Annotated in this window: 12 protein-coding genes; 8 read left to right on the top strand and 4 right to left on the bottom strand. The window is 58.8% G+C overall.

Going from position 1 to position 13,702, the window contains the following annotated elements:
• The first annotated feature begins 151 nt into the window (after positions 1-151).
• From pepA to ACNY69_RS15720, 4 genes are all read left to right on the top strand, one after another.
• Positions 152-1,663, top strand: coding sequence for a leucyl aminopeptidase (pepA, locus tag ACNY69_RS15735; RefSeq protein WP_111138538.1), 1,512 nt, complete (start codon positions 152-154; stop codon positions 1,661-1,663).
• A 65-nt stretch (positions 1,664-1,728) separates the two neighbouring features.
• Positions 1,729-2,187 carry a DNA polymerase III subunit chi gene (locus tag ACNY69_RS15730; RefSeq protein ID WP_111138539.1) on the top strand — a complete coding sequence of 153 codons (459 nt, stop codon included), beginning with the start codon at positions 1,729-1,731 and terminating at the stop codon, positions 2,185-2,187.
• A gap of 5 nt (positions 2,188-2,192) precedes the next feature.
• On the top strand, positions 2,193-5,048 hold the full coding sequence (locus ACNY69_RS15725; protein WP_418799100.1) for a valine--tRNA ligase: 2,856 nt from the start codon (positions 2,193-2,195) through the stop codon (positions 5,046-5,048).
• 79 nt (positions 5,049-5,127) lie between these two features.
• Positions 5,128-5,637 (top strand): GNAT family N-acetyltransferase, encoded by a 510-nt coding sequence (locus ACNY69_RS15720; protein ID WP_111138541.1) that lies wholly within the window; start codon positions 5,128-5,130, stop codon positions 5,635-5,637.
• Positions 5,638-5,671: 34 nt separating this feature from the next.
• Here ACNY69_RS15720 and miaE read toward each other — a convergent pair whose 3' ends face one another.
• Positions 5,672-6,433 carry a tRNA isopentenyl-2-thiomethyl-A-37 hydroxylase MiaE gene (gene miaE, locus ACNY69_RS15715; protein ID WP_111138542.1) on the bottom strand — a complete coding sequence of 254 codons (762 nt, stop codon included), beginning with the start codon at positions 6,431-6,433 and terminating at the stop codon, positions 5,672-5,674.
• 54 nt (positions 6,434-6,487) lie between these two features.
• A complete protein-coding gene (gene rraB / locus ACNY69_RS15710) occupies positions 6,488-6,910 on the bottom strand; it encodes a ribonuclease E inhibitor RraB (RefSeq protein ID WP_111138543.1) in 423 nt (140 codons plus the stop codon).
• A gap of 161 nt (positions 6,911-7,071) precedes the next feature.
• On the opposite strand from rraB, the gene argF reads away from it, so the two are divergent.
• The 4 genes from argF (at position 7,072) to ridA (ending at position 10,254) form a co-directional block, all read left to right on the top strand.
• Positions 7,072-8,079, top strand: a complete 1,008-nt coding sequence (gene argF, locus ACNY69_RS15705; protein ID WP_111138544.1) for an ornithine carbamoyltransferase — start codon at positions 7,072-7,074, stop codon at positions 8,077-8,079.
• A gap of 304 nt (positions 8,080-8,383) precedes the next feature.
• Complete coding sequence (gene pyrB, locus ACNY69_RS15700; RefSeq protein WP_418799098.1) at positions 8,384-9,319, top strand: aspartate carbamoyltransferase; 936 nt, start codon at positions 8,384-8,386, stop codon at positions 9,317-9,319.
• 11 nt (positions 9,320-9,330) lie between these two features.
• Positions 9,331-9,795 (top strand): aspartate carbamoyltransferase regulatory subunit, encoded by a 465-nt coding sequence (gene pyrI, locus ACNY69_RS15695; protein ID WP_010251684.1) that lies wholly within the window; start codon positions 9,331-9,333, stop codon positions 9,793-9,795.
• Between the two features lie 72 nt (positions 9,796-9,867).
• Entirely contained in the window at positions 9,868-10,254 is a 387-nt protein-coding gene (gene ridA / locus ACNY69_RS15690; RefSeq protein WP_111138546.1) for a 2-iminobutanoate/2-iminopropanoate deaminase, read from the top strand.
• Between the two features lie 49 nt (positions 10,255-10,303).
• On the opposite strand, the gene lplT is transcribed toward ridA, so the two are convergent.
• On the bottom strand, positions 10,304-11,494 hold the full coding sequence (gene lplT / locus ACNY69_RS15685) for a lysophospholipid transporter LplT (RefSeq protein WP_111138547.1): 1,191 nt from the start codon (positions 11,492-11,494) through the stop codon (positions 10,304-10,306).
• On the bottom strand, positions 11,494-13,641 hold the full coding sequence (aas, locus tag ACNY69_RS15680; protein WP_367396034.1) for a bifunctional acyl-ACP--phospholipid O-acyltransferase/long-chain-fatty-acid--ACP ligase: 2,148 nt from the start codon (positions 13,639-13,641) through the stop codon (positions 11,494-11,496). The genes lplT and aas overlap by 1 nt, the downstream gene beginning before the upstream one ends.
• Positions 13,642-13,702: the final 61 nt, after the last annotated feature.

Here is a 13,702-nt window from a genome sequence, read left to right as displayed (position 1 = left end):
TTCGGGTGGTGAAAAAACAACATCTTGTCACCCTGATTCATTATGACCTCCAGCGGCAGAATGTCATGCTGCGACAATGAATAAATGGGTCATGAGCGCGCTACATTCTAGCGGCAGCAGCGGCCGTTGTCTTTAAGATTCAGGAGAGTGCATGGAGTTCAGTGTAAAAAGCGGAAGCCCGGAAAAACAGCGCAGTGCCTGCATTGTCGTTGGCGTTTTCGAACCGCGTCGTCTGTCACCGATTGCCGAGCAGCTGGATAAAATCAGCGACGGCTACATCAGCGCCCTGCTGCGCCGCGGCGAGCTGGAAGGAAAAGTGGGCCAGACACTGCTGCTGCATCATGTGCCAAATATCCTGTCTGAGCGTATTCTGCTGATTGGCTGCGGTAAAGAGCGCGAGCTGGATGAGCGTCAGTACAAGCAGGTGATCCAGAAAACCATTAATACGCTCAACGACACCGGTTCGATGGAGGCGGTCTGCTTCCTGACCGAGCTGCACGTTAAAGGCCGTAATACGTACTGGAAAGTGCGTCAGGCGGTGGAGACCTCAAAAGAGGCGCTCTACAACTTTGATCAGCTTAAGAGCAACAAAGCAGAGCCGCGTCGTCCGCTGCGCAAACTGGTCTTCAACGTGCCGACCCGCCGTGAACTGACCAGCGGTGAACGGGCAATTCAGCATGGTCTGGCCGTCGCAGCCGGTATGAAAGCCGCGAAAGATCTCGGCAATATGCCACCCAATATCTGCAACGCCGCCTATCTGGCGTCGCAGGCGCGTCAGCTGGCCGATGCCTTCAGCAAAAATGTCACGACCCGGGTGATTGGCGAACAGCAGATGAAAGAGCTGGGCATGAACGCCTATCTCGCCGTCGGTGCCGGTTCGCAGAATGAGTCCCTGATGTCGGTGATCGAATACAAAGGCCATCCGGACGCTGATGCGCGCCCGATTGTGCTGGTGGGTAAAGGGCTGACCTTTGACTCGGGCGGCATCTCCATCAAGCCTGCCGACAGCATGGACGAAATGAAGTATGACATGTGCGGCGCGGCGGCCGTCTATGGTGTGATGCGGATGGTGGCAGAGCTGAACCTGCCGCTGAACGTGGTGGGTGTGCTGGCCGGATGTGAAAACATGCCGGATGGCCGCTCAATGCGTCCGGGCGATGTGCTGACCACCATGTCGGGCCAGACGGTCGAAGTGCTCAACACCGATGCCGAAGGCCGTCTGGTGCTGTGTGACGCGCTGACCTATGTCGAACGTTTCGATCCGGAAGTGGTGATCGACGTGGCAACGCTGACCGGTGCCTGCGTAATCGCGCTGGGTCATCACATCAGCGGCCTGCTGTCGAACCACAATCCGCTGGCGCATGAGCTGATCAGCGCCTCGGAGCAGTCGGGCGACCGCGCCTGGCGTCTGCCGATGGCGGATGAGTTCCAGGAGCAGCTGGAGTCCAACTTCGCCGATATGGGTAACATTGGCGGCCGTCCTGGCGGCGCGATTACCGCAGCCTGCTTCCTGGCCCGCTTTGCCCGTAAATATAACTGGGCGCACCTGGATATCGCCGGCACCGCCTGGCGCTCCGGCAAGGCCAAAGGCGCGACCGGACGCCCGGTTCCGATGCTGTCGCAGTTCCTGTTGAATCGGGCAGGATTGAACGGCGACGACTAAGCGCCCTCTTTCCTGACCGCAGGGGCGGATCTGATTCCGCCCCTGATCTTCTGATGAGCTAACCGATGAAAAACGCAACCTTCTACGTGCTGGAAACCGATGCCCCCAGTGATGGCCTGAGCGCCGTTGAAGCCCTGGTGTGCGATCTGGCGGAAACACGCTGGCGGGCCGGAAAGCGGGTGTTGATCGCCTGCGAAGATGAGCAGCAGGCCATTCGTCTGGATGAAGCGCTGTGGCAACGACCGGCGAACGCCTTCGTGCCACACAACCTGGCGGGTGAAGGCCCGCGCTATGGCGCGCCCGTCGAACTGGCCTGGCCTCAGCGTCGTGGCAGTTCCCCGCGCGACCTGCTGATTAGCCTGCTGCCCCACTTCGCAGATTTTGCTACTGCTTTCCATGAAGTGATAGACTTCGTTCCTCACGAGGACGCTCTCAAACAACTGGCGCGCGACCGCTACAAAGCGTATCGCAGCGTTGGATTCCAATTGAATACGGCAGCGCCACCACAGCCGCAAACGACATAGCAGAAATGGAAAAGACATATAACCCGCAAGATATCGAGCAGCCGCTTTACGAGCATTGGGAAAAGCAGGGCTACTTCAAACCGAATGGCGATACCAGCCAGGAAAGCTTTTGCATCATGATCCCGCCGCCGAACGTCACCGGTAGCTTGCACATGGGTCACGCCTTCCAGCAAACCATCATGGACACCATGATCCGTTACCAGCGCATGCAGGGGAAAAATACCCTGTGGCAGGCGGGTACCGACCACGCGGGCATCGCCACGCAGATGGTGGTTGAGCGCAAAATTGCGGCTGAAGAGGGTAAAATGCGCCAGGATTATGGCCGCGACGCCTTCATCGACAAAATCTGGCAGTGGAAAGCCGAGTCTGGCGGCACCATCACCCGTCAGATGCGCCGTCTGGGTAACTCCGTCGACTGGGAGCGCGAACGCTTCACAATGGACGAAGGGCTCTCCAATGCGGTTAAAGAGGTGTTTGTCCGCCTCTATAAAGAGAACCTGATCTACCGTGGCAAACGCCTGGTGAACTGGGATCCGAAACTGCGCACGGCGATCTCCGATCTGGAAGTGGAAAACCGCGAGAGCAAAGGCTCAATGTGGCACATCCGCTACCCGCTGGCTGACGGCGCAAAAACGGCCGATGGCAAAGATTATCTGGTCGTCGCCACAACTCGCCCGGAAACCCTGCTGGGCGATACCGGCGTGGCCGTTAACCCGGAAGATCCGCGCTACAAAGATCTGATTGGTAAATTTGTGATGCTGCCGCTGGTGGGCCGTCTGATCCCGATCGTCGGTGACGAACACGCCGACATGGAAAAAGGCACCGGCTGCGTCAAGATCACCCCGGCCCATGACTTCAACGACTACGAAGTAGGCCGTCGTCATCGCTTACCGATGATCAACATCCTGACCTTCGACGGTGATATCCGCGAACGCGCGCAGGTCTATGACACCAACGGTGAAGCAAGCGACGCCTGCTCTGACGAGATCCCGGCCGCCTTCCAGAAAATGGAACGCTTCGCCGCGCGGAAAGCGATTGTCGCCGCCGTCGATGCGCTGGGCCTGCTGGATGAGATCAAGCCTCACGACCTGACCGTGCCTTACGGCGATCGTGGCGGCGTGGTCATCGAACCGATGCTGACCGACCAGTGGTATGTGCGCACTGCCCCGCTGGCGAAAGTCGCGGTTGAAGCGGTTGAGAACGGCGACATCCAGTTCGTGCCGAAGCAGTATGAAAACATGTACTTCTCCTGGATGCGCGATATTCAGGACTGGTGTATCTCCCGTCAGCTCTGGTGGGGTCATCGCATCCCGGCGTGGTATGACGAGAACGGCAACGTCTATGTTGGCCGCACCGAAGAGGAAGTCCGTGCAGAGAACAACCTGGCCGCCGATGTGGCGCTGCGTCAGGATGATGACGTGCTGGATACCTGGTTCTCCTCAGGCCTGTGGACCTTCTCCACCCTGGGCTGGCCGGAAAACACCGAAGCACTGCGCACCTTCCACCCGACCAGCGTGCTGGTCAGCGGCTTCGACATCATCTTCTTCTGGATTGCCCGCATGATCATGCTGACCATGCACTTCATCAAAGATGAAAACGGCAAACCGCAGGTGCCTTTCAAAACCGTCTACATGACCGGTCTGATCCGTGATGAAGAGGGTCAGAAGATGTCGAAATCCAAGGGCAATGTGATTGACCCGCTGGATATGGTTGACGGCATCTCGCTGGAGGCGCTGCTGGAAAAACGCACCGGCAACATGATGCAGCCGCAGCTGGCAGAGAAGATCCGCAAACGTACCGAGAAGCAGTTCCCGGACGGCATCGAGCCATCAGGCACCGATGCGCTGCGTTTCACCCTGGCGGCGCTGGCCTCTACCGGCCGCGACATCAACTGGGACATGAAGCGCCTGGAAGGGTATCGCAACTTCTGTAACAAGCTGTGGAACGCCAGCCGCTTTGTGCTGATGAACACCGAAGATCAGGATTGCGGACAGAATGGCGGTGAGATGACGCTGTCGCTGGCCGATCGCTGGATCCTGACCGAGTTCAACAACACGGTTAAAGCGTACCGCGAAGCGCTGGACAGCTATCGCTTCGATATCGCCGCCAACATCCTGTATGACTTCACCTGGAACCAGTTCTGTGACTGGTATCTGGAGCTGACCAAGCCGGTGATGAACAGCGGCAGCGAAGCGGAACTGCGCGGCACTCGTCATACGCTGGTGCATGTGCTGGAAGCGCTGCTGCGCCTGGCGCACCCGATCATTCCGTTTATCACCGAAACCATCTGGCAGCGTGTGAAAGTGCTGAAAAACATCAGCGACGACACCATCATGCTGCAGCCGTTCCCGCAGTACGATGCGGCGAAAGAGGATGCCGAAGCGAAAGCGGATATCGAGTGGATGAAGCAGGCGATCGTGGCGGTGCGTAATATCCGTGCTGAAATGAACATCGCGCTGAGCAAACCGCTGGATGTGCTGCTGCGTGACTGCTCCCCTGCCGCGCTGCGTCGCGTCGAAGCGAACCGCAACTTCCTGTCGCGCCTGGCGCGTCTGGAAAGCCTGACCATTCTGCCTGCGGGCGAGAAAGGCCCGGTGTCGGTGACCAAGCTGGTCGAAGGCGCAGAACTGCTGATCCCGATGGCGGATCTGGTGGATAAAACCGCCGAGCTGGAGCGTCTGGCGAAAGAGCTGGTCAAGCTGGAGGTGGAGATTGAGAAGATCGAGACCAAGCTGGCGAACGAAGGCTTTGTTTCGCGCGCCCCGGAAGCGGTGGTCGCGAAAGAGCGCGAGCGCGTAGCCGAACTGCAGCAGTCAAAAGCAAAACTGATTGAACAGCAGGCGGTCATTGCGGCATTGTAAGCGTCTTAGCTGACAGCTTATTCATAAAGCCGGGCTTGCCCGGCTTTTTTATTGACCTCGTACAAATCCGGAAGAGATGATGACGACCAGCGCCAACCCGCTTTCTGACCTCCAGGTGCGGCCGATTACTGCCGCCGATAATCCGCATATTGCTCAGGTGATCCGCGATGTGTCCGCCGAGTTCGGCCTGACGGCGGACAAAGGCTATACCGTCTCCGATCCCCAGCTCGACCAGCTGTTCGAGCTTTACAGTGCCGAACAGAGCGCCTACTGGATTATTGAGTATCAGGGTAACGTCGTTGGCGGCGGTGGCGTGGCGCCTCTCGCCTGCAGCGCGCCCGACATCTGCGAACTGCAGAAGATGTATTTTCTGCCTGCCGTGCGCGGTCAGGGTCTGGCGCGCGAGCTGGCGCTGCGGGCGATGGAACATGCACGCCGTCACGGCTTCCGCCGCTGCTATCTGGAAACCACCGCCAGCCTGACGCGGGCGATTAAACTTTATGAGTCGCTGGGCTTTGAGCATATCGACGGCGCGATGGGCTGCACCGGCCATGTCGACTGCGAAGTACGGATGCTGAAAGTGTTGTGAAACAGGAGCTGAACGCCCCGCTGATGTCGCAGAGTCAGAATGCCGGTACGCCGCTGTGAAAGCGCAGCTCGTTGTCCGGCTCGCTGATTAACCGCCCTTCTGTGATGCCAATCGCCTGCACCCGTGGCGTGATATCTTTCGCCGCGATCTGCGCCGCCAGGGTCAGATAGTCCTGATAGTGCCGCGCCTCAGAGCGCAGCAGCGACAGATAGAATTTCGCCAGCTCATCATCAAGATAAGGAGCCAGACTGGCGAAACGCTCGCAGGAGCGCGCCTCAATATAGGCGCCACAAATCAGTTTATCCACCAGCGTTTCCGGCTCATGGGTGGTGACTTCACGCAGCAGCGATTTGGCGTAGCGGCTGGAGGTGATCTTCTGATAGACCAGCCCGCGCGACTGCATAATTTCCCACACCTGATAGAAGTGATGCAGCTCCTCTTTAATCAGCAGCACCATCTTCTCAACCAGATCATCCGCCCACGGCAGCGCGTTACGCACGATGATGCGTTTGGTCAGGTTTCTGTGGGCGTTGATAAAGTCGCTGTCGCCATCTTCGCGAAAGATAAAATCTTCATAGGGCTTCAGCCACGCCAGAATCGCGTCGCCGCTGGGTTTGTCAGCCACATATTTGCGGATCAGCCAGACCGCGGTCTGGGCGGCTTTCAGCTCGCAGACCAGATGATCAGTTAACAGCAGGGTCAGATTTTCCGGCTTGCGCGCCTCATCAATCCAGGCCTGGGGCGTGCGGCAGTGCAGAAACTGATAGATAGGTTCTAATAAAGGTGCGTAGTTCATGATGTTAAATGGCGTGGCAGAGGTGACAGGCGGAGAAATCTCCGCCCCGGCTACTTAGTGGCGAACACCATTATCATCTTCATCTTCAATGGCGTCGTCTTCGTCATCTTCATCTTCGGCATCGGGATCTTCGAAATAGGTGCCCCAGCCGTCATAATCGACGTTGTACTTGCCGATCAGGTTGACCAGCTGCTCAACCTGCGCATCGATCAGTTCCGGATTCAGCGCGGATTCGCTGATGATGTCCACGCACATTACCGTGGTGCCATCTTCCAGCTCCAGCTCTTCCGGCTCGGTCACTTCATAACCCAGCTTGAACGCGTCGACGGCGGCTTTTTCCAGTGAGTCAAAGTTATTGCAGGAGAGATGATGCTCGATGGTATAGAGCGCATCAGGATCGCTGCCATCCTCCAGCAGCTCTTCGATGATCTGCCGTGTCTCTTCCTGCTGCTCTTCCAGTAATGCTTCATATGCCATGACGATGTCCTCTCTGAGTTCGGCAATAAACAATTATTTTCCCACACTGCCTGTCGCGCCACTACACAAAACGAAAAGTTTATTCGCCCCCGCACTTGAAAATGAATATTCATACGGTTAGATTGAATTTTAATTCACTTTAATGCTTACCGGAGCGTTGTATGAGTCAGCTGTATCAGCGTCATTTTCTCAGACTTCTGGATTTTACCCCCGCCGAAATCGATCACCTGCTCTCTCTTTCCGCTGAATTAAAACAGGCGAAAAAAAGCGCCAGCGAAGTGCAGTATCTGAAAGGCAAAAACATCGCGCTCATCTTCGAAAAAGACTCGACCCGTACCCGTTGCTCTTTCGAAGTTGCCGCTTACGATCAGGGTGCTAACGTCACCTATCTTGGCCCGAGCGGCAGTCAGATCGGCCATAAAGAGTCGATGCGCGACACCGCCCGCGTCCTGGGCCGGATGTACGATGGCATCCAGTATCGCGGCTACGGTCAGGCACTGGTGGAAACGCTGGCTGAACATGCCGGCGTGCCGGTGTGGAACGGTCTGACTACCGAGTTTCATCCGACCCAGCTGCTGGCCGACCTGCTGACGATGCAGGAACATCTGCCGGGTAAAAAACTCAGCGAGATGACGCTGGTTTATGTCGGTGATGCGCGCAACAACATGGGAAATACCATGCTGGAAGCCGCCGCTCTGGTTGGTCTTGATCTGCGTCTGGTGGCCCCGAAGAGCTGCTGGCCGGAGGATGAACTGGTGGCGCAGTGCCGCGAAGTGGCACAGCAGACCGGCGGAAAGATTACCCTCACCGACGACATTGCCAGTGGCGTGAAAGGCGCGGATTTCATCTACACCGATGTCTGGGTGTCGATGGGCGAAGCTAAAGAGGTCTGGGCCGGGCGGATTGCCCTCCTGCGTGACTATCAGGTCAACCGGGCGATGCTCGACCTGACCGGCAACCCGCAGGTGAAATTCCTGCACTGCCTGCCCGCTTTCCATGACGATCAGACCACGCTGGGCCAGCAGATGGCGGAACAGTACGATCTGCCCAACGGTATGGAAGTCAGCGACGAGGTCTTTGAGTCGCCGCACAGCATCGTCTTCGATCAGGCCGAAAACCGCATGCACACCATCAAAGCGGTGATGGTGGCAACGCTGGGCCAGCGCTGACAGGACGCCGCAGGGCGCTGTCTCCACCGGACAGCGTCCGCCGCACTCGCCATGCCCCGCTGCCGGACACGCGCCGGCAACCGCCCCGCAAACGTTTTCCTCTTGCTGCCCTGCGACGAACGGGTATAATGCGGCCCAATTTGCCGGAGGAAATATGCGACAGCACAGCGGACAATTTGATGCTCAATCACGCCTGACCGCAGGCGGTGCTGCTGTTTCTTTCGGTCATCGACCCGATCTTAAAAAAGCCCCTTAAGCAGGGGCTTTTTTTTGTCCGCAATCCGGCCGCGCAGAGGAGAGAGCTATGGCTAACCCGCTATATCGCAAGCACATTATTTCAATTAACGACCTCAGTCGCGAAGAGCTGGAACTGGCGCTGCAGATGGCGGCGCAGCTCAAGGCCCATCCGCAGCCGGAACTGCTGAAGCACAAGGTGATCGCCAGCTGCTTCTTTGAGGCGTCCACCCGCACCCGCCTGTCGTTTGAAACCGCGATCCATAGGCTCGGCGCGTCGGCGGTCGGCTTTGCTGACGGCAGCAATACCTCGCTGGGCAAGAAAGGGGAAACCCTGGCCGACACCATTTCGGTCATCAGCACCTATGTGGATGCGATTGTAATGCGTCATCCGCAGGAAGGCGCGGCCCGGCTGGCGACCGAGTTTTCTGGCGGCATCCCAATCCTCAACGCTGGTGACGGTGCGAACCAGCATCCGACCCAGACGCTGCTGGATCTCTTCACTATCCAGGAGACCCAGGGCCGTCTGAATCAGCTGAATGTGGCGATGGTCGGCGACCTGAAATATGGCCGTACTGTCCACTCCCTGACCCAGGCGCTGGCGAAGTTTGAAGGCAACCGCTTCTTCTTTATTGCGCCCGATGCGCTGGCGATGCCCGCCTACATTACCGATATGCTGGATGAGAAGCAGATCCCCTGGTCACGCCACGACAGCTTCGAAGAGGTGATGCCGCAGCTCGACATCCTCTACATGACGCGGGTACAGAAAGAGCGGCTCGACCCCTCAGAGTATGCCAACGTCAAAGCGCAGTTCATCCTGCGGGCGACCGATCTCGGGACGGCGCGCGACAACATGAAAGTGCTGCACCCGCTGCCGCGTATCGATGAGATCACCACCGATGTCGATAAGACCCCCTACGCCTGGTATTTCCAGCAGGCGGGTAACGGCATCTATGCGCGCCAGGCTCTGCTGGCACTGGTTTTAAACAGCGAACCCGCCCTGTAAGGAGAGACCCCATGACTCAGGACAACAAATTGCAGGTCGAAGCGATCAAGCGCGGCACGGTTATCGACCATATCCCGGCGCAGATCGGCTTTAAACTGCTCTCTCTGTTCCGGCTGACCGAAACGGATCAGCGCATTACCATCGGCCTGAACCTGCCATCCGGTGAGATGGGCCGCAAGGATCTGATCAAGATCGAGAACACCTTTCTCACTGACGATCAGGTCAATCAGCTGGCGGTCTATGCCCCTCATGCCACGGTCAACCGCATCGATGACTATGAAGTGGTGGCGAAGATCGCCCCGACGCTGCCGGATCACGTTGAGCGCGTGCTGACCTGCCCCAACAGCAACTGTATCAGCCGCAGCGAGCCGGTCTTCTCCAGCTTTGCCGTCAAGCAGCGCGCCGATGATGTGCACCTGAAGTGCAAATATTGCGAGAAAGAGTTCGCCCGCCATGTGGTGCTGGGTCACTGGTAATCGTCCTGCCCGACCTTATAATGGGCCTGAGCGGCGGCATCGCCGCCTGACGACATAATCAAAGGAGCCATGATGTCTCGTGAAATCAGTACTGAAAAAGCCCCTGCCGCTATCGGTCCCTATGTTCAGGGTGTCGATCTGGGCAGCATGATCATCACGTCCGGGCAGATCCCGGTGGATCCGGCGACCGGCCAGGTTGCCGATGACGTTGCCGCACAGGCGCGTCAGTCGCTGGAAAACGTGAAGGCGATTGTAGAAGCAGCGGGTCTGAAGGTGGGCGATATCGTGAAGACCACGGTTTTCGTCAAGGATTTAAATGATTTCGCTACGGTCAATGCGACCTATGAAGCGTTTTTCACCGAACATCAGGCTCACTTCCCGGCGCGTTCCTGCGTTGAAGTGGCGCGTCTGCCAAAAGATGTGAAGATCGAAATCGAAGCGATTGCCGTCCGCCGCTAAGCGCGTATGCCGCCGCCTGCCGCGAACGCTGGCAGGCGGCGAAGCCGTTTTACCGCTTAGCCGGACGCCACAGCCACAGCAGCGCTATCGCCAGCGCAAACAGCACACCGAAGCCGATGCCCGTCGCCACCGCAGGCGCACCCGCCCTGATCGCCAGCGTATAGAGTCCCAGCATGATCAGCATGGCGCTGTTCTCACCCAGATTCTGCACCGCAATGGCATTACCGGAGCCGACGCTCTCTTTGCCCCGCGCCTGCAGCAGCGCATTCAGCGGCACCACAAAGAACCCGCCCAGCGCACCAACCAGCATCAGTATCAGATAAGCATTCAGCAGAGCGTGCTGCAGCGAGAAGAGCACGACCATGACGCCAATCAGCACCCCGGCCGGCATACAGCGACGCACGGTCTCCAGCGTCACCAGCTTCGCCGCCGCCGCCGCGCCAATCACAATCCCGATCGCGACCATGGCATTCAGGGTGGTTGGCGTGGTGTTGTCATTGATGCCCAGCGCCACCGGCACCCAGAGCACCAGCAGGAAACGCAGCGTCACGCCTGCGCCCCAGAACAGACTGGTGCCGAGCAGCGAGAAGCGCGTCTCCGCGTCACGCCACAACAGCATGACGGCAGCGAAGAAGCGGCGCACCATCATGCCAGGCTGCCAGTTCTGACCGGGACGGGCAGCCTGCAGCTTCGGGATAAACAGGTTCGCGATGACAGCGATGCCGTAGGTCAGCGCACAGATCCCCAGTGCCGCCAGGATATGCCAGTCGGCCAGCATCCCGCCCGCTACCGAGCCGAGCAGGATGGCGGCGATGGTAGACGCCTCCATCAGCCCGTTGGCTTTTACCAGCTTATCGCCGTGCGTGATCTCCCCCAGGATGCCATATTTGGCCGGTGAGTAGGCTGCGGCACCCGCGCCCACCAGGGTATAGCCGACGAAGGGATTGAAGCCGAAACAGATCACCAGCGCACCCAGCAGTTTCAGGCTGTTGGCGAGCATCATCACACGCCCTTTTGCCATGCTGTCCGCCACCTGACCAACAAACGGCGCCAGCAGAATATAGGCGGCAACAAACAGCATCTGTAATACCGGCTGGCTCCAGTCGGGATAGAACTGACTTTTCAGTACCGCCAGCGTGGCAAACAGCAGCGCGTTGTCGCCAAAGGCCGAAAAGAACTGGGCGATAATCACGGCGATCATGCCGCGCGACATCAGCGGCGCATTGGGATCCAGGCGCATTACTTCTCCTCTTCCGCCATTTTCTTCAGCGTCACGTAATCGGGTTTGCCGCTGCCGAGCAGCGGTAACTGTTTCACGACCCGGATATCGCGCGGTAGCGCCAGCTCCGGCGCGCCCAGCTCACGCGCCGCTTTCTGCAGGCTGTCGCGCGCCAGCTCAGCATCGGTGGTGAACAGCACCAGCGCCTCACCACGCTGACCATCCGGGCGCAGCGAGGCGGCATGCTGTCGGTCCGGCGACGCTTTAAGGGCGATCTGTTCCACGATCTCCAGCGATACCATCTCCCCGGCGATCTTGGCAAAGCGTTTGGCCCGCCCCTGAATCTGGCAGAAACCGCCCTCGTCGAAGCTGACGATATCGCCGGTGTCATACCAGCCCGCTTCCATATTGCCTTCGCCATCGTCGGCAACCGGCGTCTCCAGCACGCCAGGGTTTTCTACCCGCAGGTAGCCCTTCATCACGTTTGGTCCGCGCAGTTGCAGTCGTCCGCCCTGCTCAATGCCCGGCACCGACATCAGGCGTGAATCCATGCCCGGCAGAATCCGTCCCACGGTGTGCGCTTTTGTCGCCATCGGCACGTTGATCGCCACCACCGGCGCACACTCGGTGACGCCGTAGCCTTCGAGGATGCGAATGCCATACTTCTCCATATAAGTCTGGCGGGTCTGCTCCTGCAGTTTCTCCGCACCCGCAACCACGTAGCGCAGACGGGCAAAATCGTAGGGCGCGGCAAAGCGTGCGTAGTTACCCAGGAAGGTGGAGGTGCCAAACAGCACGGTGCAGTTACGGTCATACACCAGCTCCGGCACGATGCGGTAGTGCAGCGGGCTGGGATAGAGAAAGACCTGCGCGCCGGTCATCAGCGGCGTGAATAGCCCCACGGTCAGGCCAAACGCATGAAACAGCGGCAGCGCCGACATAAAACGGTCACGCGGCGTGAAGTCTGCCACGGTTCGGATCTGTTCGACGTTGGCCAGCAGGCTTTTATGCGAATGCACCACCCCTTTAGGGTGCCCTTCCGAACCGGAAGTGAAGAGCACCATCGCCGCGTCTTCCGGCTGCTGGGGCAGCTGCGCACGGCGCGGCATCAGCAGATGGGCGAGGATCCACAGCTTGTCCTTGCCGGTAACGGTCTCTTTCAGATCTTCCAGATAGATCCACTGCACCTCATCCAGCCCCTGCGGCAGATGCCACAGATTGCCCTTCTCCAGGAACTGACGCGAGGTAAAGATCGTTTTGATCTGCGCGGCGGTCAGCGCCGCCCGCATGCCGTTAACGCCCGCGGTGTAGTTGAGCATCGCTGGCACGCGCCCGCGCAGCGTGGCACCGAAAATCGCCGCCGCCGTGACGGTGGTATTGGGCAGCAGCAGCCCCACCACCTCACGCGGCTGACTGTAGCGCTCCAGAATGCGCCCCACGCCCAGCGACTTCTTCAGCAGGCCGTTGTAGCTGTCGGGTTTGAAATTGACATCTTCGATGCAGCGCTTAAACGCGCCGTAACGCGTTCGTGCCGCCAGAAACGCCTCGAACAGCGTTTCACGCGGACGCACCGCCATGCGCGCTTCCATCATCACATGGTGCAGGTGCTCACCGGCCAGCACGCGCCGATCGCGCGCCCGTTTCGCCTCCGGCATCGGAATGCGGGTGGCGGGCAGAATGCTCAGGGTGATGCGCGGGAAGAGACGACGCTTAAACACCCCCGCCAGACGACCAAAGGGCGTAAACTCCGCGCCTTCGATGCGCACAGGCACCACGCTGGCGCCGGAACGCGCCGCGACAAAGCCTGCGCCGCTGTAGATCTTCATCAGCGAGCCGGTCACCGTAATCCGGCCTTCGGGGAAGATCACCACCGGACGGCCGGTGTCGATCAGTCGGACCAGCTGCTTCAGCGCCATCGGACGCGTCGGGTCCAGCGGCACAAAATCGATAAAGGGTTTCACCAGGCGCATAAACCAGCTTTCGCTGATGGTGCTATAGATAGCGAAGACCGGCTTGATCGGCAAAAATAGCGCCAGCAATATGCCGTCGAGAAACGACATATGGTTCGGCGTGATCAATACCTTCTGTTTGTTCAGTTCGGTGACATCGCCCCGCAGTTCGACCCGCCACAACAGGCGAAATATCAGGCGCAAAAGTGTGAAAACCATGCCGGCTCCTTAGCATCATGAAAATAGCCCCTCACGATGCAGGATTTAACGCGGTTCGACA

It is taken from the genome of Pantoea graminicola (genome assembly GCF_048452665.1).
GTDB lineage: Bacteria > Pseudomonadota > Gammaproteobacteria > Enterobacterales > Enterobacteriaceae > Pantoea.
This window is presented reverse-complemented; position numbering and strand designations above follow the sequence as displayed.

What these genes read in the sequence shown, in the direction of transcription:
- pepA (WP_111138538.1), top strand. Translation starts at nt 152, where the DNA reads ATGGAGTTCAGTGTAAAAAGCGGAAGCCCGGAAAAACAGCGCAGTGCC.
- ACNY69_RS15730 (WP_111138539.1), top strand. Translation starts at nt 1,729, where the DNA reads ATGAAAAACGCAACCTTCTACGTGCTGGAAACCGATGCCCCCAGTGAT.
- ACNY69_RS15725 (WP_418799100.1), top strand. Translation starts at nt 2,193, where the DNA reads ATGGAAAAGACATATAACCCGCAAGATATCGAGCAGCCGCTTTACGAG.
- ACNY69_RS15720 (WP_111138541.1), top strand. Translation starts at nt 5,128, where the DNA reads ATGACGACCAGCGCCAACCCGCTTTCTGACCTCCAGGTGCGGCCGATT.
- miaE (WP_111138542.1), bottom strand. Translation starts at nt 6,433, where the DNA reads ATGAACTACGCACCTTTATTAGAACCTATCTATCAGTTTCTGCACTGC.
- rraB (WP_111138543.1), bottom strand. Translation starts at nt 6,910, where the DNA reads ATGGCATATGAAGCATTACTGGAAGAGCAGCAGGAAGAGACACGGCAG.
- argF (WP_111138544.1), top strand. Translation starts at nt 7,072, where the DNA reads ATGAGTCAGCTGTATCAGCGTCATTTTCTCAGACTTCTGGATTTTACC.
- pyrB (WP_418799098.1), top strand. Translation starts at nt 8,384, where the DNA reads ATGGCTAACCCGCTATATCGCAAGCACATTATTTCAATTAACGACCTC.
- pyrI (WP_010251684.1), top strand. Translation starts at nt 9,331, where the DNA reads ATGACTCAGGACAACAAATTGCAGGTCGAAGCGATCAAGCGCGGCACG.
- ridA (WP_111138546.1), top strand. Translation starts at nt 9,868, where the DNA reads ATGTCTCGTGAAATCAGTACTGAAAAAGCCCCTGCCGCTATCGGTCCC.
- lplT (WP_111138547.1), bottom strand. Translation starts at nt 11,494, where the DNA reads ATGCGCCTGGATCCCAATGCGCCGCTGATGTCGCGCGGCATGATCGCC.
- aas (WP_367396034.1), bottom strand. Translation starts at nt 13,641, where the DNA reads ATGGTTTTCACACTTTTGCGCCTGATATTTCGCCTGTTGTGGCGGGTC.